Raw genomic sequence first — 24,055 nt, 5'->3', positions numbered from 1 at the left:
TAAAAATCGAGCAATACAGAGGGGTTTAACACATAAGGAGAGGGGAATATGAGTACAAAAAATTTTTCAGCTTAAATAATCAACGGACTGTTTACGCGCTATTTTTAGCGTGAATTTTAAAACAAAAATGCGTACTAATTAGTACGCATTTATAAAGCTACTTGTTTAAAAGCTATTTTTAAAGTCACATCCAATCTGCGTTTCTTATAACACCAACGGCCAAACCTTCAATATTAAAAGATTCGTTTTCTAAATCAACTTCAATAACCGAAAAATCATCGTTTTCAGCATGCAATAATACTTTACGGCCTGCTTTTTCAAAACGTTTTACGGTCACATCATCATCAACACGAGCAACAACAACCTGCCCATTTTCAGCAACTTGAGTTTTATGCACTGCTAATAAATCGCCATCCATAATACCTATATCTTTCATACTCATGCCGTTAACGCGCAGTAAAAAATCGGCAGCAGGTTTAAACATTAATGGATCAATTTTACAATGACTCTCAACATGCTCTTGCGCCAAAATAGGTTCACCTGCGGCTACTCGACCAATTAAAGGTAACCCTAATTGCTCAGGTTCATCTTCTTCAACAAGTTGAATACCGCGGCTTGCGCCTGGCTTCATTTTGATAACACCTTTCTTAGCAAGTGCTTTTAGATGTTCTTCAGCAGCATTGGCACTTTTAAAGCCTAATGTCTGTGCAATTTCGGCACGTGTAGGAGGCATACCAGTGTCTTTAATAAAAACTTTAACTAATTCGAGTATTTGAGCTTGACGCTTCGTTAATGGTCGCATACAACTGGTTTTCCATACAGTACATTTAACTGTGAGTATATACAGTTAAATAAAAATCGCAAATTTAAATTATGCCTTAAAATAACCAAAGTAATTTCAATTGTGTGCATTTTAGGGATATAACTAAAGCTAAGTTCATAAATGATTAAAAAAGCAAAGGACCCATTATGAGTATTTGGTATCAACCCATCACTTTAGAGCTGTGCAAGCAGTTAGAACAAGGTATTAATGGCCAAGGAACATTGATGAAAACCATGGGAATAGAAGTTACTGAAATTGGAGATGATTATTTAGTAGCCACTATGCCGGCAATTCCTGAGCATCATAACCCAATGGGAATGGTTCACGGCGGGGCTAACGTAGTGCTTGCAGAAACTGTAGCAAGTTACGCTGCTAACTTTGTAGTCGACTTTTCTAAATTTTACTGCGTGGGACAAGAAATTAGCGCAAGTCATTTAAAAGCATCTCGTAATGGTACGTTAACAGCCACGGCAAGAGAGTTTCATATTGGCAAACGTAGTTCAGTATGGGAAATAAAAATTACAAATAGCCGCAATGAGCTGTGCTGCGTATCAAAAATGACCGCAGCGGTAGTAGAGCGAAGATAGTTACTTTTCGCTATCTTTCGAGTGGGTAAATTGTAATTTCCACACCCGCACCAATCGCAGATATACGTAACAATGTGTCTGCGTCTAAGGCTTGGTTAAAGCACTTAGGGGACGTGCCTGATTCAAAACCAATATCAAATGTTCTGCGCGAACAACTTAACCATTGCTTTAACGCGTTACGCGAACACGATTCAATAAGCTCACATAAATGATTTATTGCTTTATCTGGCGTGTTTACTGTACCTGTTACTTCTATACGCGCTAATTGACGGTATTCGTCTTTGTCATAATGTAAAATCGTAGCGACTTTTTTCAAATCTGCCACCAGCAGGCTAATATCTTGCTTTGACTCAAGCTCTAGATCTACATTTAAAAATTGAATTTCCGACATCGTTTCGTATTTATCCTCTAATGATTACACTGCAAACTTTAACGCAGTTTCCTCTTTATACCAAATCAACTATGCAGTATTCGCCATTTTATATAGCAAGTAGTTATTTTAGCGTGTTTTTTAGAATTTTAACTGCCCCTTTACTGACTCATATGAGCGGTTAAGCAAAGGTGACTGTTTGAGTAGCCAAAAATACGAAATGCAAGCGTATAACTACGTAAACTATAAAAATTGTAACTAAGGGGTCGTTTTATGATAAATCATGGAGGAAATATTAATCGATTTATTTCAAAGCAGTGGCAGTAAACTATACGTTAGCATGACTAAAACATAAACTGCGACATTATGCCGCAGTTATTTGGCATTGCAGTATATTAAAATAGCCTCCAAAAATAAGAAGGTATAGCCTATGAAAAAAATATTTAAACCAGCTCGAAAACTACATACATGGCTGGGTTATTTACTCGCATTACAAATTTTAGCCTGGCTATTAGGCGGCTTAGTAATGAGCGCTATCCCTCTTGATAAAGTTCATGGGGAGCATCTTGCAACACGTACTCTTAGCAATCCATTTACGCAGACTGATTATGTCGCATCTCTTGATAAAATTGCATCTCAAGTAGCCAATCCAACGCAAATAACCTTTGAGAACTTTTTAACCACACCTCTAATTACAGTTACAAATAAAGATGAACAGCAAAGCTTTAACGGTAAAACTGGCCGACCTTTTGAGCCGCCAACTAAAATGCAAATTACCAAAAATGCTAAAGCACACTTACTCATTAACGCCCAACCAATTAGCACATTACTTTTAAAACAAGGTACGCGAGAAGTTGGATATAAAACCAATGTTTGGCAGGTACAATTTGACGACACATTTAACACAACACTGTACTTGTCAAAAAATAACGGCAAAGTTATTACCGTTCGCAGCACATTATGGCGAATTTTCGACTTTTTTTGGATGTTACATATTATGGATTACGATGAGCGAGAGGATTTTAATAACCCGCTGCTTATTAGTTTTGCAGCAACCAGCGTACTTTTTTGCCTAAGTGGAGTATTACTACTTGTACAAAATATAAGGCGTCAGCGGTTCATCAGAATTACAAGTAAAAACAAATCAAAGAGTATGTATTAACCAAATAATAGCAATACATATCTTTATTAACTCCATGATATTAAAAATTTTATTCGAAGTATTTAAATCGGCTCAAATGCTGTTTTAGCATTTCGTTTTCGCTAATTAACTCATCGCGCTCATCCAGTAATTGTAAAATTAAAGGAATTGCCGACCAATCTAACGAAAAGTCATACTTAATACGGGCTGCCTTTTTCACCAAGGTGACTGTAGATACCGTAAATTGCCACTGCGTAACATGCTCCCCTTCAATTGGAACCGCAATATTGTGCTCAACTAGCTCATATAAAATGGCTTCGCTAATATCACTGCTCAAACATAGCTCTTTACTAGTAAGTAAATCATCTTTTTGTGTCACGATAATTTGCATTATGGCTTGCTCCAGTTATTACGGGGATCAAAGTGAGCTTTTTCGGCTAATTCTTCCCAAAGTTTTTTACTGGTATCATCAACAGATGTTGGATTAACAATTTTAAGCACCGCAAATAAATCACCTTTGGCTTTTTTACTCATTAATCCCTTGCCTTTAATACGCAAGCGTTGACCAGACTGACTATTAGATGGAATAGTTAATTGGATTTTGCCTGCCAACGTAGGTAAATTTATTTTTGTACCAAGAGCCGCTTCCCATGGTGCAAGAGGGACGACTATATTTAGGTTATGACCTTCAACATCAAATAATGGGTGGGGCACTAAACTAATTTGTAAGTACAAATCGCCATTTTGCCCATTCGCTGACCCTAATCCGCCTTGCCCTTTTAGTCTAATTCGTTCGCCATTTACTGAACCTGCGGGAATTTTCACTTTAAGTGATTTTTTAATTTCAGAGACACGACCACTACTATCTCGCTGCGGTAACATAAACTCAACAGGCTTAACGGTATCAACTAAAGTCTCTTCAAGAAAAATCGGGAACTCTATTTCCACATCTTGTCCTTTTTGCGCGCGTGCAGCGTTACTTCTGCTCTGCCCGGAACGATCGAATCCACCGGCTCCGCCAAACATTGAATTAATAAAATCAGAAAACTCTTGATCGGTTTGAGGATCGCTTTGCTGGTAATTACTTTGCGAAGAGGCATTTTTACCACCATAATGACCTTGCTGCTGACGAGCACGATTTTGTTGGTGACGACGTAACTCGTCGTATTTTAAACGTTCTTCTTTGTTATGAATGACTTCGTAAGCTTCTGCTATTTCTTTAAACTTATCTTCTGCTTGAGGCTCTTTGCTTACATCAGGGTGATATTTTCTGGCTAGCTTTTTATAAGCTACCTTTACCGCTTTATCGTCTGAATCAGGCGATATTCCAAGCACTGCATAATAATCAACAAATTTCATTTGCAATCCAAATCCCCATATTGAGTAAGCTTTAAGCATACTCCTTAACGTATAATCTTGTGTGGTTAAAATACGATAAATAGTAAGAAATGAATGAATAGTGAAAATAACTTTGAATAAAAAATTAATCAGACACTCTTTAGTAATATACGTGCAGGCCTTAAGTGAACTTTATCTTTTATCTTCAAAGCTTTAAACTACCGACTCCTGTAGTTCACATTTGTGATGGATATGACTCGATTTATTCTGGCCTTATTGGCTTGTTGTGTGTGTGTTTCGGTATCTGCCGAACAATTTACCCGTTTTTCAACTGCTAAAAGACATTTAATTAAAACCCTCCCTGACAACGCTAAAAGTATTTACTGCGGTTGCGATATTAAAAAAGAAGGCAAAAAACTCGTCCCTGATCCTTCTAACTGTGGTTACATTCCTCGAAATACCCTTACCCGATCAGGCAAAGTAAATGTGCGAGCACTACGTATTGAATGGGAGCACATTGTTCCGGCATGGGAATTTGGTCATCAGCTACAATGCTGGCAAGATGGCGGGCGTAAAAACTGCATAAAAGTAAGTGCCAAGTTTAGAACGATGGAAGCTGATATAAACAACTTAGCGCCTGCCATAGGTGAAATTAATGCAGATCGCTCTAATTATCGTTTTGGCATGCTTAGCGAAAACGCCACACAGTATGGTCGCTGCGAAGTAAAAGTAAACTTTAAGCAACGTGTAATTGAACCGCCTGTTTATGCACGAAAACGTATAGCTGACACCTACGCTTACATGCAAAAAACATACGGTTTAAAAATCTCAGATAAACAGCAAAAGTTATTTAATGCATGGCAAAAGCAAGCATTTGCAGATACAAGTAGTGCGAGCAAGATCTAAGCTTTAACACTCATTTACACTAGAGAAGCCAAAAACGTTGAATAAATAAGCGAGTGTTGTAATATTTTAAACAACTTATTTACAGGAAGCACTCAACATGTTTAAAAATAATAATACCTCGCTTGCCATTATCGCAGTACTTTCGGGCTTTGCTTTAACGGGTTGTGGCGGCGGTGGTGGCGGTATCGACTCAGCTCCTGTAGTTACAACACCTGTTAGTAGCAGTCCAACATGGACTGCTGGGATATTTGAACCCTCTAACGATTTAAAAAACTTTTGCGAAACCCCTCGTACAGGTAACGATCCCTTTAATAACAACGACCCTTACCCAGATAAAGCGGGGTCAGCCTTATACGAAAAACTTTGGCTTCGCTCTTGGAGCGATGAAACCTACCTTTGGTATGATGAGATTGCCGATAACGACCCTGAAAACTTTGCCACAGTAGCCGATTACTTTGCCCAATTAAAAACAGAGCAGCTTACCGACTCAGGTGCAAAAAAAGATAACTTTCATTTTTCAGAACCCTCTGAAGATTTCTTCCAAGAAGCACAATCAGGCGTGACTTCTGGTTATGGTATTAACTGGGCATTTATTGGTGATTCAGCCGATAGAATTTTACGTGTTGCTTACCTAGAAGACGGCTCGCCTGCAAGCCAAATTGGCTTTCAACGAGGCGATACCGTACTTGAAGTTGATGGTGTGAGTATAAATACCAATACCCAAGCAGGCGTAGACACTTTAAACGAAGGCTTATTTAGCCCAACCAACGGTGACTCACATACTATTGTTGTACGCAGTAACGACGGCACGGAAAAAACTTTTAATGTCACTGCAGGTAACATCGAGCAAACTCCAGTTCAAAATGTACAAACGATTGTAACAAGCAATAACACCCGCGTTGGTTATATGCAGTTTAATAGCCATATAGGTATTGCCCAAGAAGGGCTAATTGATGCAATAAATAAATTTAGAACCGATAACGTAGACGAACTCGTTATTGATTTTAGATACAACGGCGGTGGTTTATTAGCGCTGTCTTCGCAGCTTGCGTATATGGTGGCGGGGAGTGCCAATGTACAAAACCGTTTTTACTATCAAACGCAACAAAACGATAAACAGCCTGTCGATTCTCCATTCCCGTTTATTGATGAAGAAATAGACTACTCAACGTTTTTTAGTACTGGCGATAAATTACCTGATTTAAACTTATCTAAAGTTTATGTATTAAGTACATCAGGTACCTGTTCAGCCTCTGAAGCGTTTGTAAATGGATTAAAAGGGATAGATGCAGAAGTGGTACTTATTGGCGATACAACCTGTGGTAAACCATACGGATTCACGCCTACACATAACTGTGGAACAACCTATTACACCATTCAATTTAGTGGCGTTAACAGTAAAGGCTTTGGTGAATATGCCGCAGGCTTTACCCCAACACCAACGCCACAATTTAATGCCGATGTACAAGGGTGTGTTGTTAGCGACGACTTTGATAACCAACTTGGTGATAGTAACGAAGCTTTACTATCTACAGCTCTTTTTCATATAGATAATAACGGTGCGTGCCCAATAACAACAACGGTCGCAAATAGTAAAGTGGATGTACCAAGTTTTGCTGCAGCTAGCGAAAAACTGCAGCCTTTAAACGTCCCAAATGATCTTACTCGCGGTAACATGGACCTAACATGGCCTACGTTGTCTAAGGAGCAATAATGGTAAAGTTACTGGCGATACTCACTGTTTTAATAAGCATAGGGGGGTGTATTAGTATGAGTAATGCCGTTGCTAAGCCTGCGCTATTAACAGAGCTTAACCCAGGCGTTATAACTGTGCTACAACAGGCAATTATAAAAGCCAAAGGCGGCACGCTAGTTACACTTGCCGACACTGTGTTTACCAAACGTAGCGAGCTTTTACTAAGCCATGGAAATAGTAAAGACCCAAATGGTATGCCTATTATGGGCGCGCACAACATCAAATCAGAAAAGTTTGTGTTACAAATAATCGGCAAGCAATGTGTACTTTACTATCCTAAAAAAGATCTTACTATTGAGCTTAAAAACGTAAGCTGTAAAGCACAGTAATTTAACAATTAAAATGCGTACAACTGCTTGTTGTGCGCTTTTTTTATTGTAAAAACGAATTTAAAAAGCTGATAGCCGCAAAATTACCAACTCGGAATCCCTCTGCTTTTTATTTAGCAAGTTTATTAAAGTGCGCTTTTAATAATTCTGCAAACGCTTGTACTTTAGCAGTGCGATGCACTAAATGATGGGTCACTAACCATACATCAGTAGGCCAGCTCAATTCACTGTGTAATATAGGTACTAAACCTGCGTATTGCGCTGCTACATCATGCTGCAACCCGCCAATACCTAAACCTTTAATTATTGCGCGAGTCGCTTCTGCAGTTTCAGACACTCGCAGTTTTATTTGTGATGCAGGAATATGCTCATCAACCCATGCAAAATAAGGTACACGGGCATTAAAACCCGCCACGCCAGATACAAAATTATGCTGCTGTAAATCACTTAATAATTTGGGCATACCGTACTTATTAATGTAACGCTTGCTAGCATACAAACCCGACGAAAGCTGCGCCAAGTGCTGGGCAATATAATCACTTTCATCAGGTCTTGGGCCTGCACGCACCGCAATATGTGCTTGACCATGATCGAGCCTTAATCTTTTTTGTTCTAAAATAACCTCAAGCTGTACCTGCGGATGCAGTGCCTGAAATTGCTCACATACATCACCAAGCATATCCATAAAACCACTGACCGTAGTTAACAACAAACTGCCTCTAAGCGTACTATCGGCGGCCGCTATATCATTATGCAATTGCTCCAACGAGCTATGAATCGTTTGCGCCGTTGCAAATAGCTTAGTGCCAATTTCAGTGACTTTATAACCACGAGCATGGCGATGAAAAAGGCGTGTATTTAAGTTTTTTTCAAGGCTGTTAATTCGTCTGAGCACAGTGCTGTGGTGTACATTAAGCTCCTCCGCTGCCGCTGTTAGCGTGCCTAAACGTGCAACTTCAAATGCGACTTTAACGTCTTGCCAATCTTCGAATTTAATTGCCATGCTACTTGCCTTTTACTTATGTGCATATACGCACATAAGTGTTGCGTTTATTGAGGTTTTCTACAAGTGAAATTTTGCTACATTAGATGTGTACTTAAAATATCAAAAGGAACAAACATGACGGCACCAAAAATAATTGCTCTTGCAGGCAGCTTACGCAAAGAAAGCTTTAATCAAAAAATCATTAATGAAGCTGCACAGTTTGCGCTACAAACTGGTGCTAAAGTAGAAGTGCTCAAACTAAACGAATTAAATATCCCATTATTTAATGAAGACATAGAAGAACAAGGTACACCAAGCGACGTAAAACTTTTAAAAGACAAGCTACGTGCAGCCGACGGTATTTTGCTGGCAAGCCCAGAGTATAACGGCTCAATTACCGCTGCACTAAAAAATGCTATTGATTGGGCGTCACGTACAGAGCAAGGCGCTGTCCCTGCTTTTCGTAATAAAGTGGTGGCGTTGTATGCTGCATCCCCAGGTGGGCTTGGCGGGTTACGAGGTTTAAATCATGTACGCGATATACTAAGTGGCGTTGGGTCATTAGTACTTGCCGATCAACTAGCTATACCAACTGTACATACATTGCTTGATGAAAGTGGGAAAATTAACGATCCAGTTACCGCAGAGCGAGTATCAGCGCTTGCTCATCAGCTAGTAAGCGTTGCAAGTAAGTTAAAATAACGTGTACGCTTACGCGAATAAATAATTACTCTGTCGCCGCTATTTTTGCGGCGATAAAATCTGTATGCGTTACATATAAAAGTCCAGCTACTTTGCGTATAACATAATCTTCTTGCGGGTCTATTTCACCATCGGCATACGCTAAACGCCATAATAGCTCTATAATTTCAATACGCTGCGCCGCGCTACAATGTTCGTTAATTTGTTTTGAAAACTGAAAATAATCAATTGCGCCATCTAAGCTGCTTGCTGCATTAGTTGTGAGTTCTTCAACTTCAGAATCTGTTAAATTAAAGTATTTTTTTAAGGTTAAAGTCAGAGTTTTTGCTTCATTATGGTCAAGTTTATCATCAGCACGCATTACTTCTATTAATAATGCAGCAACTGCAGTTTTTAAATCGTGCTCTTGCATTCTTGGTTGCTGCTCATCGAATACTGCAAAAAGTTGTTTTATTTGTTTGAACATCACACTTTCCCTTTTTGGGTGTTAGACTAATACGTAAAGAAATTGAATTTATATCAACTATTAATGGGTATAAAGTTCGTAAATTAAAGGAGTCATTTTATGAAAGGATTAAACATACCACGCTTAGCAATAGGCGCTACGCTGGTTGCCCTTTCGAGCGCAAATACGGCACTTGCTGAAAAAGCCGAAACAGAAAAGCTCTACGACTTTGACAACAAAGTGCATTACTACCAAACAAAAATTGGCGAAGACAACTATAAAATAAAAATCCAATCAGATGATTACAAACACTTCGCTAATCAAAGTGTATTTTTATTACGCCATGCAGATCGTTTGTGTCGAGGACAGACTTTTATGCTTAAAGTACTTGAAGGCGTGCAGGAGTTCGAACGTTTTCCTACTAAACCACGCGCCTATCAACCAGATTTAACGGTTTTATTGCAATGCGAAGAGCCCGAACAATAAGTTTACTCTTCGTATCCCCATGGTGCAGCGGGTGGCGTAATAGGTTTGGTCAAATCAAAATCCACTTTAAATTCGCGCCCTTGCCGAATTAAACGGTAAGTAAATACCTCAGGGTAAATATACATTTGCCATGTATTACCTGCCGATTGCGCAATACCTTGCTTAACAAATAACTCTTTTGAATATTGATCTGCAGGAAACGACTGCATTTGAGCAAAACCCGCATCAAGTGTGTGACCGCCGTACATGGTTGAAGCATCGTCGTTACCATCTTCATGACGATGATCGTGCTTTAAACTCAAACCACTGCCCGTTTTAGTTATGATCCATGTACGCGATGCATCATCCCCTACATGAAACGGTACTTGTAGCTCGCTATTGCTACATTTACGAACATGCATAACCAGTTTATTATTGTCAAATGAGCTTGGCCCTTTTGCATTATCTACACTTACTTTACCCTCAAACGCTTTACCACAATGCGCGGCAATACTATTAAAAAATGCATCATGCGTTGGTATAGATACTAAAGGTGCTGGGCGTGCAAAGGCTGTTGATGAGGCAAGTATTAGAGTTGCTGCCGTTAATAATTTCATAAGTCACCATTATAATAATTTTTCAATACCATAGCGGCTTAAATTAGCTATGGGAAATAACTGCGATAAACGACTTTTAAAATGTTTTTATTATTAGTAAAACACTTTAAAAGCCAGCTAAAGCTAAAGAATAACAATATTTTTTACATGGTGCGCATAAGATCAGTATTTAAAAAATACTCAGAGCATTGAATCCAAATAACTTATTAAGCCTACCTTATTAAATAGATCTTACCTTAATAAGCCCTAAGTGACATATTGTATTAAAAACAACCATACACGACCTTTTGCCAATACATCTCACCCCCTAAGCTGATTTACCCTACTTGTTATTCATTTGCTTTAGGGCGTTTTGAAAAATAAGCAACGAGTAACAGGAGGAACTATGTCAGCAACCCCAAAGGGTAATGAGTCAGATCACAAAAATGCATTACATGACGATGCAAACAGCTATCAAAATAAGCATAAACCCAGTACAGAGTTTAATACTCGCGACGAGTATCTAGAGCACGAGCTACAAATTATGCAGCCTAAACGCTGGCGTCCTAATTTACCATTTAGAGACTACCGCTTTGAATTTGAAGACACCATTCCAGCCATGGCGGGCACTATTGGTAAAGTCGTTATGGTGGGGGCTATTGCGGCAACATTTGCAGCACCTCTTGGTTTAAGCGATGCATTTGTTTTAGAAAATGTACGCTATGAATTACTCATTGTTTCTATTTTTATTATTTTGTTTTCAGGCTTTATTTTACCCACGGCTAACCTAGCGGGTACTCACGGCCCACTTATTCCACTTATTCCTATTGTGGTTGCCGCTGGCGGGCACCCTATGGCGTTTGGCTTGCTCATTGGTGCCTTTGGCTTTATTTTAGCCATAACCAAGGGAGGAAGTATGCTCGCGCGCCTAACCAGTAAAGGTGTATGTGGCGGGCTACTTATTTATTTAGGCTTTATTGGTACTATTTCGCAAGTTAAAAAGCTGTTTGCTTGGGCTGAAGCTATTGATATGGCACACATTGCGTTTATTGTTATTTTAGCCACCATTTTATTGTATGCACTGTTAGAGCACTTTAAAAAGCGTTGGTTAGCTGTGCCGCTTAGCTGCCTTATTGGTGGTGTAGTTGCCTTTGCTTTAGGTGCACCGTTTGAGTTTCATACTGCACCGGGTTTACCAAATATGAACCCAGCTTACTGGTGGGGCGAAAACACGGGTTGGATGCTAGGTTTACCAACGCTTGAAAGCTTTGTTGTTGTACTCCCATTTGCAGTGCTCGCCGTTGCTATGTGGTCTCCTGATTTTTTAGGCCATCAAGTATTTCAAAAAATAAGCTATCCGCAACGCACTGAAAAAGTACAAATGAATATCGACGACACCATGCTAAGCGCATCTGTTAGACAAACATTTGGCTCACTTGCCGGTGGTGCTAACTTTACCTCATCGTGGGGAACCTACATTGTCCCTGCCGCTATTGCTAAGCGCCCTATTCCGGCGGGCGCCATTTTAACAGCCTTATTTTGTATTATTGCGGGTTTATGGGGTTACCCAATGGATTTAGCCATTTGGCAACCTGTGCTTTGTGTTGCGCTTATTGTAGGAGTGTTTATTCCGCTACTTGAGGCGGGTATGGAAATGACGCGCGAAGGCAAAACAACGCAATCAGCCGCTATTGTGGTATTTGCCTCAACCTTAGTTAATCCGGCTTTTGGTTGGTCGCTTACTATGTTACTTGATAACTTAGGGCTTATTGGCTGTAAAGAGCGCAGTGCTGAGTTAACTAAAATGAGCCGCTGGGTGATTCCACTTATTATGTTTGTGTTACTTACCACTGTAATGGCAATTGTAGGCATGTTACCTGGTATACCGGCGTTAATGGCTGACTTTAGGCATTAAGCCTTAGCTACCACATCTAATATTTACCCACAAAAAAGCACGGCAATTGCCGTGCTTTTCAATACGTGATTTTTAATACACGCGGTTAAGTAATTACTGCCAAGAACGCTCAGCTGCTAGTTGTTTTTCAAACGCATCAATTTGTGGGTTTAGCGTTTCGGTTACACCAATAAAGTCTAAACCACTTAACAAACGTTCTTTTACCTCTTTACTAATATCAAAACTAATTGGTGCAAACTTACTGCTTGTTAGTGTTTGATTTTCAAGGTCGATCTCAATGTTAATATCGTCGTGCTGCTCGCTAAGTACAAACAATTGCTCAAGCGTATCGGCAGGTAACGCTATGGCTAACATTTGGTTGTTACCACAGTTATTAAAGAAAATATCTGCAAAGCTTTCCGCTAAAATTACTTCAAAACCATATTGCTTAAGCGCCCATGGCGCGTGCTCGCGAGATGAGCCACAACCAAAGTTGTCGCGCGTTAATAATATTTGCGCGCCTTGGTAGCATGGGCGATTTAAAATAAAGTCAGGGTTTGGCTCGTCGTTATCTAGGTAGCGCCAATCATAAAACAAGGCCGCATCAAAACCTTCGCGGCTAGTTGATGTTAAAAACTGCTTAGGAATAATTTGGTCAGTATCTACATTGTTTTTATCAAGTGGGGCCATTAAGCCACTAAAAAATACGCTCATTAGGCTTCTCCTCTAATATCAACAAAGTGACCATGTATTGCAGCGGCTGCCGCCATTGCAGGACTAACTAAATGGGTACGCCCGCCACGACCTTGGCGGCCCTCAAAGTTACGGTTAGAAGTAGATGCACAACGCTTGCCTGCTCCTAGGCGGTCATCGTTCATCGCTAAACACATAGAACAACCCGGTTCGCGCCATTCAAAGCCAGCGGCTTTAAAAATATCAGCTAAGCCTTCGTCTTCGGCTTGTTTTTTAACTAAGCCAGAGCCCGGTACAATTAACGCTTCAATGCCGGCTACCACATGTTTGCCTTCAACAATTTTTGCAGCTGCGCGTAAATCTTCAATGCGGCTATTTGTACATGAGCCAATAAATACCGTGTCTACTTTCGCGCTTGATAATTTATCACCCGCTTTTAAATCCATGTACTTAAGCGCGCTGCGAATAGCATCGGCTTTAATTAAATCTGGTTCTTGGTCTGGATCGGGTATGCACTCATCAACACCAATTACTTGCTCTGGGCTTGTGCCCCAGGTAATTTGCGGCTGAATGTCGTCGGCATTTAGCTCAACAACTAAATCAAAGTGTGCGCCTTCATCCGTTTTTAATGTTTCCCAATATTCAACGGCTGCATCAAAATCTGCGCCTTTTGGTGCAAACGGACGACCTTTTAAGTAATCATAAGTAATTTGGTCAGATGCAATTAAACCCGCTTTTGCACCCATTTCTATGCTCATATTACATAGCGTCATACGGGCTTCCATTGAAAGCGCTTCAATGCCTTCACCACAAAACTCTGCTACATAACCTGTGCCACCAGCGGTACCTAACTTGCCAATTACCGCCATAATTAAATCTTTAGCCGTAACCGTTGGACGCAATACACCGTTAATTTGAATTTTTAACGATTTCGCCTTTTTTTGCTGTAGCGTTTGCGTTGCTAATACGTGCTCAACTTCAGAGGTACCAATACCATGCGCTAATGCGCCAAACGCACCATGCGTAGAGGTATGGCTATCGCCACATACAATGGTTGTGCCAGGCAAAGTAATCCCTTGCTCTGGGCCCATTACGTGCACAATACCTTGATTAATTGAGTTTAAATCGTAAAGCACAATACCAAACTCTTTACAGTTTTTATCAAGCGCCATTAATTGATTTTTAGATACTTCGCTTGCGGCATCAAGTGATCGGCTTTTAGTCGATACGTTATGATCCATCGTTGCAAAGGTTTTTTCTGGGCAACGTACAGTACGGTTTTTTTCACGTAGACCTGCAAAGGCCTGCGGAGAAGTAACTTCATGCACTAAATGGCGGTCAATATAAAGTAAGTCGGTTTGCTCGTTTATGCTGGCAACGGTATGTGATTGCCAAATTTTGTCGTATAACGTTTGGGCCACTTGCTAATTCCCTAATCTGTTTGAGTTGCAGCATAACGGTGCTGCAACTTTAATATGTTATTAAATGCGTGAAACGATGGCTGCTGCCACATCGCTTGTGCTGTAACCTGCATTTGGATATATATCTGGTGTGCCGACGCCTGCTTCTACGGCTTCTGCTACTGCTTTTTCAATTGTGCGAGCAGCTTCGTCTTGCCCTAGCGAGTAACGTAGCATTAATGCGGCACTTAAAATTTGTGCTATTGGGTTTGCAACGCCTTTACCTGCAATATCTGGTGCTGAACCGCCTGCTGGCTCATACAATCCAAACCCCGATTGATTCAAACTTGCCGATGGTAGTAAGCCCATTGAGCCTGTGATCATGGCGCACTCATCTGACAAAATATCGCCAAATAAGTTATCGCAAAGCAATACATCAAATTGGCTAGGCTGCTTAACTAACTGCATAGCGGCGTTATCTACGTAAATGTAATCTAGGCTGACTTCTGGGTAGTCTTTGCTTACTTCGGTGACTACTTCGCGCCATAATACGCTTGATGCAAGTACGTTTGCTTTATCAACAGAGGTAACATGGTTACTACGTAATTTTGCAGCTTCAAAAGCAAAGCGTGCAATACGTTCGATTTCTTTTCGTGAGTATGTTTGCGTATCAAAAGCAGCTTCTTCAGCGCCTTCGCCGCTACGGCCTTTTTCGCCAAAATAAATGCCGCCGGTTAGCTCGCGCACACATAAAATATCAAACCCTTTTTCGCTAATATCAGCGCGAAGTGGTGACGCTGCACTTAATGCAGGTAATAACTGTGCAGGGCGCAGGTTACAAAACAAACCAAAGTGCTTACGAAGCGGTAAAAGCGATGCACGCTCAGGCTGCTCGTTTGGTGGTAAGTTTTCCCATTTAGGACCGCCTACCGAACCAAATAAAATAGCGTCAGCGTTTTCACACGCAGCAAGTGTACTCTCTGGTAATGCTTTACCAAATTCGTCAATGGCTGCGCCGCCAATTGCATAATGCTCACGGTTTAGGGTAAAACCAAACTTATTGCTTACAGCATCAAGTACTTGCTCTGCTGCTGCCATCACTTCTGGGCCAATACCGTCGCCTGCTAATACGGCAACGCTGTAGTTTGTTTTACTCATCCTGCTTTCCTTTGTTGTTTTAAATCAGACACTTTTTGTGCACGATAAATTAAGTTATAAACACGGATCATGGCGCGTACCGACGCTTCAACCACATCCGCTGCAATGCCCGCACCGTGGTAAGGTCGGCCATCGTATTTAGCTATAATATTTACTTGGCCTAATGAGCTTGCACCTTGGCCTGTCGCTTCTAAGTTATATTCAATCATTTCAACGCTCATACCGGTTAAGCGCTCAATAGCTGCAAACGAGGCTTCTACTGGACCATTACCTGTCGCGGCTTCTTGTTTAGCTTCGCCATCAATTCGCATTCCAATGGTAGAGCTTGCTACCGATTGTGAGTTAGAAGCTGAGTTAACAAATTCTAATTGGTATTTTTCGTCTTTATCGTTAATTTGATTAAAGTAAATCATCGCCTCAAGGTCGTAATCGTATACGGTGCCTTTTTGGTCAGCCAATTCGATAAAGCTTTTATATAAGCCATCCATATCGTAATCAGATTTTTGATAGCCTAACTCTTCTAAACGGTGCTCAATAACATGACGACCCGAACGCGAAGTCATATTTAATTGGTTACTTGGCACACCAACGCTTTCTGGCGACATAATCTCATAAGTATTTTGCGCTTTTAATACACCGTCTTGGTGAATGCCAGAACTATGCGCAAAGGCGTTTTCGCCAACAATCGCTTTATTTGGTTGTACTGGCATATTACAAATTTTAGCCACTTGACGAGAGGCGCGATAAATTTCTTCACTTTTAATATCTGTGTATACTTTTAAGTGGTCGTGGCGCATTTTCATGATCATCGCCACTTCTTCAAGTGAGCAGTTACCAGCACGCTCACCAATGCCATTGATAGTACACTCAATTTGGCGTGCACCCGCTTGCACTGCAGCCACTGAGTTTGCTACGGCTAAACCTAAATCGTTGTGGCAATGCACACTTAAACGCGCTTTATCAATATTTGGCACGTTATTCATTAAATGGCGGATCATCGCGGCGTATTCGTCTGGCGTTACAAAACCAACGGTATCTGGCAAGTTAATAGTTGAAGCTCCGGCATTAATTGCCTGCTCAACAATTTTACATAAATCCCAATGCGGCGTACGACCAGCATCTTCACACGAAAACTCAACATCATCAGTATAGTTACGTGCCAATTTAATTGATTTAACAGCCATTGCCGTTGCATCGTCTAGGCTCATACGTAATTTATGTTCAAGGTGCAAAGGGCTTGTAGCAATAAAAGTATGAATACGGCTTTGTTGTGCTGTGCGAAGTGCTTCGCCACAGGCTTCAATGTCTTTAGCAACAGAGCGTGCCAAACCACAAATAATCGGGCCTTTTACTTCGGTTGCAATACGTTGCACCGAGCGAAAATCAGCAGGGCTCGAAACCGGAAAACCCACTTCCATCACATCCACATTCAAGCGGCTAATTGTATGTGCTAATTGAATTTTATCATCTTCAGTAAGGCTTGCTTTAAGTGCCTGTTCGCCATCACGTAAGGTGGTATCAAAAATCCATACTTTATCTTGCTCTTGCATAACTGCCCCTCATTCCTATGTTACCCAAATTTCAATTAATCCCAGCCGCGAGATAAAAAAACCCCGCAATTGCGGGGTTTTTAGTGTTCAACTCGATGCAAACACACTAATCCCCGCTTACTTGCCATAGCAGTAAGAGGTTAAGTTTTAGTGTAATTAAACGAATAATATGCATCTTGTTTTCTTGTGTGTGTGTTCAGTGAAGCCTATTTTTAACATTACAAAGCGACGGAAGCAAGCATAAAAATTCCACAAAACACCTTTAAAACACAACCATAAAGAAAATAAAAACCAATAAACCTTAAATAACAAGATTAAAAATACCAAACACGCTTCTTGTCACCATAATCAAATCGGCTTTAAAGTGATCCTCGATTAGATAAGTTTTATTATTTTTATCTGGGCTTATAAAGTAATCCCATGTTTAATAATTAAAAAGTGCCATTACTCACTTTATCGACAAAATAGTCAAAGTGATTTGAGCTATATTGAGCCTACTTGCATATCGATAGAATCGATTTATTACTTTCAACATAACCTGTTAATAGATACACCAACGGGCTTGCAGATCCTTTGCTCATTTCATGCATAATCAGTTACCCTGTGCTTTTTGGTTTGTAATCGCTACTGGTGATAATCTGTCCAAACCCCAAATACCCATTTCCTTTACTCGTGTGATTTTTTGTTCGCCTGTTAAAATATTCGTTTTAGTAATAATGCTGTATATGTCAGGTATTTCATCTCGACTAGTTGGCTCTTTAAAATCGTTATAACCAAATTTAAGAGTGACATTTTCATCCAAAGAAAAAATCACGCTATTACCTTCCCCTATTTCTGAGTGCTCTATTTCCGGATTGGCAATATTCACCCAATGAAAATGCGCTTTTGGTCTAATATGAGTCATAAACGCTAAGTATTTTCCATCCGGTGAGATACGGTGGTCCAGCATCTCCCATTTCCTCGGAAAACCAAAGTTCACTTTACGCACTACTTCACCATTAAACTTATGTATCCAAAAGCCATCGTGCTTTACAGCTAAAAACTCTTTATCACCTGGGAGTAAAAAAGCAGCGCCACTGTGGTGGATTTGCGGCCGAGAGGTTAGTTCCCCTGTTGGTACATGGTAATTAAAGTTTTTACCATCTGAGTAAAAAATGACGTTTTCACTGTCTGAGGTCCAGTTAAACCAAGGGTAGCCGCCCCCGCCTGACATGGTGATCAGCTTTTTCTCTTTAGTATCGTATAACTGGCGAGTCGCTCGATCATTTATATAGCCCGAAATAGCTATATAACGGTTATCTGGTGAGCGGGCTGGTGAATGTATACTAATAGATTCAAGCTTTTGAAATACCTCTTCTGGAATGATACGGCGTCTGTCTGAGCCATCAAGTTTTGATGACCACAGCGTATAAACCTCGCTGTATTTATACTTATTCCAGAACATTAACCGCGGGGTTGAAAATGTATCTGCATCGCCATACACCTCTTCGCGTATTTCTAGTGGCCACTCTGGATGGTTTTTGTGCTCTTTAGCCCATGGGTATTTAGAAACGTCAACGGCTGTTGTGTTTTTTGTACTTTGCGATGATGGCTCTGAGCAACCGCTTAGCAATAAGCTACAACAAACGCTGAGGGCGCAAAGCATGCTGTGATTTTTTAAAAACGTCATTATTAAAGTCCTTTTAAGCAGTTAAAGTACTGAGCCAATCTGCACACTATGCCCATACCCTAATAAATAAAAAGCTCATATTCATGAGCTTTTTATTCTTACTATAATTGCGCTGTTGCGCTCAGTTATGTTGGTAGTAACTACTTGAATTACCAATAAATTTATTCGCTTTTAAAAGCTCCTAGCGGCCTTACTTTCCTCTTTGTAGCATCTTCAACAAACCACTGTTTCACTTCATCTTCAGTCAACCCTTCCTCTGACAAGCGCTTATATAGGTCTTTTTGTGATGGGGTTGAATGATCGCTATTTAGCTCAGCGGCTAATTCTTTTAAATCAGCCTCTGGTAGTGTTTTACCCCAAGGCAAATTGCTATTTGTAGGGTTCGGTAGTGGTAACTTTAACTGCAAGCCATGGTTGCTAATTTTATCGGTCATCGAACCGATATCATTAAAATTAAAGCCCGAATTTCCCGCTGAGTTAAAGCTAGCTATACCTAGCTCCATAGTATATTGCCGGTCTTCTTTGTCAGTAAATATATCACTAAATTGGCTTGTAAATATGTCTCCAAAAGGCCTTAAGCCGTTTACTTCAACACGCTTCGGTGAGTCATATTTCAAACTAAAATTTGCAGCAAAAACAAAAACCTGCTCTTCACCGGCAAATGCTTCAGCGTCTTTATTATGCCAATTAAGCAGCGCTCGACCCTGTTTACCTTTTTCGTTATCAGAGCCTGCGTTATTCAATAATTCAATTAACTCTTCATACTCTGGGCCTACCTGCTCATCAATTTGGCACTGATTGTCATACCACTTATCCTCAAATTGATAGTCATCGTCATGCCACGTATCCACCATTTTATTTAAAATACGTTCTGTTTTATAACCTTTATTTGCATTACGTGTAGCTTTGCCTAAATAGCAAAGTTTTGACTTATACTTCGGGCCTTGATCATTAATACCAATAGTTTGCTGCAGTATTAAATCACATGGCACACTACGCCAATCTAAACCAATGAGTTTTTTTGTATAATTATCAGACTCTAGCTCTGTACAGGTGGCTACAACCATAATATCGACTTGGGTATTCCAATCAAAGTCATCAAATATTATGTCATCGCCAAACTGGCGTACTTTAAACCCTAAACTTTGTGCGGCAGCAAATTCACTCTCAAATAAACGAATAAATTGCCCTTGCCTTTGTATTTTACTGGTTATTAAATAAGGTTTACCCTCACCACCAAAGCGCACCAAAATTCTAATGCTTTTTTCCCCAGCAAAAAGCTCTGGATATACAAAGCTTGAGCTACTACTCGTTAAAAAATCTTTTATTAATAGTGACTCTTCATTACCACCGTTACGCTTTGTATTTAAATCAACATAAAACTCATTCGCCACAAACTTATTTTTTATGCCTAAGGCATAGAGGACCTCCGCAGTGTCAGACTCAAAAATCATCTCATCACTATTATCTTTGCGCTCCCCCATTAGTGGCAATACAACTTCACGGCTACTGCCAACTTGCGCACCAATGAAATAACGCATATCAGAGAAATTGTCATCTTGATAATATTCAACTGCAGAGTCGTTTATAATCGAGTAAAAAGCTTCTTCGTGCACCATAGGCTTGGTACCTAAATACGTTTTTGGCCCCAACTGAAAAAATGGTGTAAATACACAACCAAATTTTCCTGCAAAGTGCTTTTCATTCTCTAATAGCTCAGACTCTACAAGCGGCCTTACCAGCTCTTTATAAGCAAGCTCGTTATTTTTCCCATCACAGCGCGTTACTTTCAAGGTAATAGGGGCAATACCGGTCATCGTATCGTTAAACACAACGAGAACACGAATCGGGGTGAATGGCGTTAGCCGCTTTAGTTTATTGGCAATAATTGGCAACCATTTTTTTGAAGTCTGGTCTTGATAATATATAGCGCTGTGATGATAGCTCGCCTCACCATAGTTAGAAAATACCGGTTCAAATGTGTTTGCAAAGCTTTCGAGGTATTTACTGCCTTCTTTTTCTTGCGTGGCAAATGTGTGAATGGGGAAGTAATTTTGAAATTCAGCCGTAATATAATTATGCTCACGCGCTACTGTCGGCACCGTCATCATATAAAAACCATACGGGTTAGATTGCGATTGCAAATAAAGCGTGTTTTCAGGATCTGTAACTGTGGCTTTACGTGCCGCTTTATCTAGCAAGCTGTAGTTGTCACTAAAGCCGTAAAGTGCTTTTTTATCACCATTTTTACTTTGCTTTTGACTGGTAATGCTATCAATTAAAAACACCCAAAATGTATCCATCCTAATTGATGCACCAGGTAAATTAGGCAGTGCCCAGCTATCACCTAATAAAAAGTTTTCTATGTATTGTTTTACTTTATAGCGCTCTAAGTTTGAATAATACTGGCTTTTATCACCTTCACGCTGAGCCCTAAGTAGTAACCCCATAAGGCCCGATATGGCCTCTGAGCGCAACCTAAATTGAGCTGCCCATTGTGTACTTTGTTGCGTTTTTCCGTCTTTATTATATTCACTTAATAGCTCATGCATCATACCTTGGTTAGCTGCACACTCTTGGCCTAAGCGTTTATCTCGCTGAATTTCTGCATAATAATGTTTACAGGCGTTATCGAGGAGTGCTTCATCCATTAAATTCGCAGCCGACGTAGCAATAGCACCACCCGCTTTTATTACCGCTACTGCCGCGGCAATGGGAGCTGTTATTGGGATAAATGCCATAACACCCAGAGCAATGTTAATCATTTGCCACGCCATATCGTCGCTGGCTTCATCTACTTTTATATCATTGGCTACGGTTAAATTACGAAAGCGCTCTAGGCTATCCATACCTTCACGAGACGGGCAAACATTTATTTGGCTAATAGCATATGCGGCAATATGTACACGGCGGTTTTGTGCTCGGCTTGCCTCATCTTTATTATTTATAAGTGGTTGAGCATAACCCAGCCCTAGCACCTCAATACGCGCTTCATCAATGCCTGCTTGGGTCACTAAAATGTCCTTAACAGCCTCTGCTCGTCGCTCAGATAACGCAATATTATAATCGTAATTACCTATATCGCAGGTGTGACCTGCCACGGTTACTTTAAGGCTCTCATTTTGCTTAAGCGCTTTTATAACGGCCTCGCTTTGCTGCAAAATAGTATTGCGGTAATCATCGGTTACTTGCTCGCTGTTAAGCGAAAACGTTCCTTCAATTACGACATCTTTTACAATTTCTTTGGCGCTTAAATGCTCAAAATAATCGTTAGCAATCGTTTTATAGTGCTGTTTAGCTTGCGCTAAATTAGGGATATTTGTACCAAATTGCTGCAACGTAGTTTGCCCAAGCGCTGCAATATTTGTGGTTAAGTCAGCTATATTGAGTACATTACCTGCTGCATCCATTGCCACCTTAGGAATGCCAAGCTTTTTACCTAAACTTTTATTATAGCTTTCCATTGCTGCTGGTGTGTTAGCTGGTAAGCGCCACAAATTTTCTGCAAGTGCTTGCCGCCAAGCATCGGTTGTAAAGGCTGCGCGAGCTTCACGTAGCTTGTTCCAAGCATCCTGCCCATCTTGCATAGCAAACACGGCATCTAGCGTTGCTTGTATTGCCTTGTCTTCATATGTTTCTAAATGTCCGTGTATTGCTTTAGCAATTTTACTCCCTAAAACAAACTTACCATTAGTGGTAAAATTACCGTTACTGGCGCTAGCGGTTATATCGGTATTTATTAACCCTGCAGCTAATTGTGCACGGCCTTTAGCCACCGCCCAGCCATGGCAAAAGCTCTCAAAGCCGCTGGCTATTTTTATTGGTTCATCGCTAACTTTTGCGCGGCCAACTTCTTTACCGTTTTCATCTTTAACACTAATATTTTTAGGGTCATACGTGGCATGCTCGGTTTTTAAATCTTTGGCATAGCTTATTAAGTGGCTATAAAAGCGAGGGAATTGCTTTATTATTGCCTCTTCAACTGAAAACGGGTCGCAATTAATTACATCAAACTCACCTGCTTCGTTTTGAATGTCAAAATGCAACATTTCGCTGAGTTCATAATAAGGAGTGCCATGTTCATCATAGCTAAGAGCGTTATGGCTCCAACGGTGACCTTGTTGACCTAAAGCGTCATCATTCAATTTAATTCGTATTTTGTATAAGCCTGCACTCAGCTTTTTATCATTATTATTTATAACCGCACTATAAACTTTACTTTCTTCTCGCTTGGCTTTTGCTATATCAAAAAAACCTGCAATGGCCCTTTCAGTACCTTTTATTATTTCAACATTACCATCGCCGGCTGCTAAAGGAATAGAGCTATTTACACTAAGCAACAGCGCCCGTGTTTTGGGTATAACATAACCATAAATATGGCTAACCTTGCATTTAATAATGTGTTCGTTATACCAATCGCTGTAGGTTGTATCTTTATTATTAGTGTCGGGCCGTTGTAAATCTTCTACCGCAATTTTTTGATAGCTAAGGGTATTAGTCTTGCCCTTATAACTTCCTAGTTCAGTTTTGAAGGCCTCAAACCACTTATCACCTTGGCTCACCGCTAACAAGCTTATCGCATCAACCGGCGGCACAATAATAGGTCGGTTTTTATGAGCATGAAACGGTGTCCGTGTCGTCAGCAACTTGCCATCAACAGCCTCTAGCACCGCGCCTTCATCACTGCTTAACAGTATTGGTGCAGCTCCATCGCTATCAGCCACCACCACACGGTTAAAAAGCGGGGTGAGCTTACTGATTGGTTTACCTTCATTCACATAACCCGTGAGTAAATATGCTTTAGGGAAGCTACATATCCCTGTATTCAATTGCTCTGTCATTATTCATCCTTGATATTAAACACGCCATAAATAAATATTCCGGTCATGCCCCAAATATTACTTTCTTTAATCGGTATCTCTTTTGTTTGCCGGGTCACTAAATCTAACTCAATAAAGTAATAATTATTAAACGCCCAACCATTCCCAAGAAGCTCAGTAGACTTTCTTTTAGATTTTGTTAACACTTTATTTTTTTATCTGAGAAAAAGTAAGTATCTGCTTTTCTTGGTGATATAATGCGCTTATTGGGGTCCGATAAGTTAATCCAGTAATTTTGCGCCGCCCCAAGCCCTTCTGATAAAAAATAAATATAATCGCCGAAGGGAGATACCTTAAAACTACGCATAGAAAGGTGGTTGTTATAGCCTAAATCAACCTTTTCTATCACGTCGCCATTAAAGTCATGT

The 24,055-nt window shown here is 40.3% G+C and carries 21 protein-coding genes and 1 pseudogene; 8 read left to right on the top strand and 14 right to left on the bottom strand.

All coding sequences use genetic code 11. From position 1 onward, the window contains the following. Positions 1-184: 184 nt before the first annotated feature. The gene (gene lexA, locus P20652_RS02415; protein ID WP_008171944.1) at positions 185-802 is read right to left on the bottom strand and encodes a transcriptional repressor LexA; all 618 of its coding nucleotides are present in this window, start codon (positions 800-802) and stop codon (positions 185-187) included. Positions 803-969: 167 nt separating this feature from the next. On the opposite strand from lexA, the gene P20652_RS02420 reads away from it, so the two are divergent. Beyond that, positions 970-1,410, top strand: a complete 441-nt coding sequence (locus tag P20652_RS02420) for a PaaI family thioesterase (protein WP_008171941.1) — start codon at positions 970-972, stop codon at positions 1,408-1,410. 10 nt (positions 1,411-1,420) lie between these two features. Here P20652_RS02420 and P20652_RS02425 read toward each other — a convergent pair whose 3' ends face one another. Further along, complete coding sequence (locus P20652_RS02425; protein ID WP_008171940.1) at positions 1,421-1,801, bottom strand: hypothetical protein; 381 nt, start codon at positions 1,799-1,801, stop codon at positions 1,421-1,423. Between the two features lie 409 nt (positions 1,802-2,210). Here P20652_RS02425 and P20652_RS02430 point away from each other — a divergent pair, with 409 nt between their 5' ends. Then, positions 2,211-2,942 carry a hypothetical protein gene (locus tag P20652_RS02430; protein ID WP_008171937.1) on the top strand — a complete coding sequence of 244 codons (732 nt, stop codon included), beginning with the start codon at positions 2,211-2,213 and terminating at the stop codon, positions 2,940-2,942. Between the two features lie 49 nt (positions 2,943-2,991). Here P20652_RS02430 and P20652_RS02435 read toward each other — a convergent pair whose 3' ends face one another. Both P20652_RS02435 and P20652_RS02440 read right to left on the bottom strand, forming a co-directional pair. Further along, positions 2,992-3,312: a chaperone modulator CbpM gene (locus tag P20652_RS02435; protein ID WP_008171935.1), complete on the bottom strand. Its 321-nt coding sequence runs from the start codon at positions 3,310-3,312 to the stop codon at positions 2,992-2,994. After that, positions 3,312-4,280, bottom strand: coding sequence for a DnaJ C-terminal domain-containing protein (locus tag P20652_RS02440; RefSeq protein ID WP_008171933.1), 969 nt, complete (start codon positions 4,278-4,280; stop codon positions 3,312-3,314). The genes P20652_RS02435 and P20652_RS02440 overlap by 1 nt, the downstream gene beginning before the upstream one ends. Before the next feature lie 231 nt (positions 4,281-4,511). Between P20652_RS02440 and P20652_RS02445 the strand changes: the two genes are divergently transcribed. From P20652_RS02445 to P20652_RS02455, 3 genes are all read left to right on the top strand, one after another. After that, positions 4,512-5,165, top strand: a complete 654-nt coding sequence (locus P20652_RS02445) for an endonuclease (protein ID WP_033018021.1) — start codon at positions 4,512-4,514, stop codon at positions 5,163-5,165. 97 nt (positions 5,166-5,262) lie between these two features. Beyond that, entirely contained in the window at positions 5,263-6,879 is a 1,617-nt protein-coding gene (locus P20652_RS02450) for a S41 family peptidase (RefSeq protein WP_008171930.1), read from the top strand. Beyond that, a complete protein-coding gene (locus tag P20652_RS02455; RefSeq protein WP_008171928.1) occupies positions 6,879-7,250 on the top strand; it encodes a hypothetical protein in 372 nt (123 codons plus the stop codon). The genes P20652_RS02450 and P20652_RS02455 overlap by 1 nt, the downstream gene beginning before the upstream one ends. 109 nt (positions 7,251-7,359) lie before the next feature. On the opposite strand, the gene P20652_RS02460 is transcribed toward P20652_RS02455, so the two are convergent. Beyond that, positions 7,360-8,253: a LysR family transcriptional regulator gene (locus P20652_RS02460; protein ID WP_008171926.1), complete on the bottom strand. Its 894-nt coding sequence runs from the start codon at positions 8,251-8,253 to the stop codon at positions 7,360-7,362. Between the two features lie 117 nt (positions 8,254-8,370). Here P20652_RS02460 and P20652_RS02465 point away from each other — a divergent pair, with 117 nt between their 5' ends. Continuing rightward, entirely contained in the window at positions 8,371-8,937 is a 567-nt protein-coding gene (locus tag P20652_RS02465) for an NADPH-dependent FMN reductase (protein WP_008171925.1), read from the top strand. A 25-nt stretch (positions 8,938-8,962) separates the two neighbouring features. Here the strand turns inward: P20652_RS02465 and P20652_RS02470 are convergent, their stop codons facing one another. After that, on the bottom strand, positions 8,963-9,403 hold the full coding sequence (locus P20652_RS02470; RefSeq protein WP_008171922.1) for a TerB family tellurite resistance protein: 441 nt from the start codon (positions 9,401-9,403) through the stop codon (positions 8,963-8,965). Positions 9,404-9,502: 99 nt separating this feature from the next. Between P20652_RS02470 and P20652_RS02475 the strand changes: the two genes are divergently transcribed. Beyond that, positions 9,503-9,868, top strand: a complete 366-nt coding sequence (locus P20652_RS02475) for a hypothetical protein (RefSeq protein WP_008171920.1) — start codon at positions 9,503-9,505, stop codon at positions 9,866-9,868. Positions 9,869-9,870: 2 nt separating this feature from the next. Here P20652_RS02475 and P20652_RS02480 read toward each other — a convergent pair whose 3' ends face one another. Next, the gene (locus P20652_RS02480) at positions 9,871-10,464 is read right to left on the bottom strand and encodes a hypothetical protein (protein ID WP_008171918.1); all 594 of its coding nucleotides are present in this window, start codon (positions 10,462-10,464) and stop codon (positions 9,871-9,873) included. Positions 10,465-10,849: 385 nt separating this feature from the next. Between P20652_RS02480 and P20652_RS02485 the strand changes: the two genes are divergently transcribed. After that, positions 10,850-12,358, top strand: coding sequence for a DUF3360 family protein (locus P20652_RS02485; protein WP_008171916.1), 1,509 nt, complete (start codon positions 10,850-10,852; stop codon positions 12,356-12,358). A 93-nt stretch (positions 12,359-12,451) separates the two neighbouring features. Here the strand turns inward: P20652_RS02485 and leuD are convergent, their stop codons facing one another. The 7 genes and pseudogenes from leuD to P20652_RS20425 all read right to left on the bottom strand — a co-directional run. Continuing rightward, the gene (gene leuD / locus P20652_RS02490) at positions 12,452-13,051 is read right to left on the bottom strand and encodes a 3-isopropylmalate dehydratase small subunit (RefSeq protein ID WP_008171914.1); all 600 of its coding nucleotides are present in this window, start codon (positions 13,049-13,051) and stop codon (positions 12,452-12,454) included. After that, positions 13,051-14,451, bottom strand: a complete 1,401-nt coding sequence (gene leuC / locus P20652_RS02495) for a 3-isopropylmalate dehydratase large subunit (protein ID WP_008171911.1) — start codon at positions 14,449-14,451, stop codon at positions 13,051-13,053. Before leuC ends, leuD begins: the two co-directional genes overlap by 1 nt. Before the next feature lie 60 nt (positions 14,452-14,511). Next, complete coding sequence (gene leuB, locus P20652_RS02500; RefSeq protein ID WP_002961092.1) at positions 14,512-15,588, bottom strand: 3-isopropylmalate dehydrogenase; 1,077 nt, start codon at positions 15,586-15,588, stop codon at positions 14,512-14,514. Beyond that, entirely contained in the window at positions 15,585-17,138 is a 1,554-nt protein-coding gene (gene leuA / locus P20652_RS02505) for a 2-isopropylmalate synthase (protein WP_008171909.1), read from the bottom strand. The genes leuB and leuA overlap by 4 nt, the downstream gene beginning before the upstream one ends. Before the next feature lie 592 nt (positions 17,139-17,730). Next, positions 17,731-18,807: a hypothetical protein gene (locus tag P20652_RS02510; protein ID WP_008171907.1), complete on the bottom strand. Its 1,077-nt coding sequence runs from the start codon at positions 18,805-18,807 to the stop codon at positions 17,731-17,733. Between the two features lie 161 nt (positions 18,808-18,968). Further along, complete coding sequence (locus P20652_RS02515) at positions 18,969-23,648, bottom strand: OmpA family protein (protein WP_008171905.1); 4,680 nt, start codon at positions 23,646-23,648, stop codon at positions 18,969-18,971. 178 nt (positions 23,649-23,826) lie between these two features. After that, positions 23,827-24,055: pseudogene (locus P20652_RS20425) on the bottom strand (hypothetical protein); the annotation flags it as partial.

This window comes from Pseudoalteromonas sp. BSi20652 (assembly GCF_000239855.1).
Lineage (GTDB): Bacteria > Pseudomonadota > Gammaproteobacteria > Enterobacterales > Alteromonadaceae > Pseudoalteromonas.
This window is presented reverse-complemented; position numbering and strand designations above follow the sequence as displayed.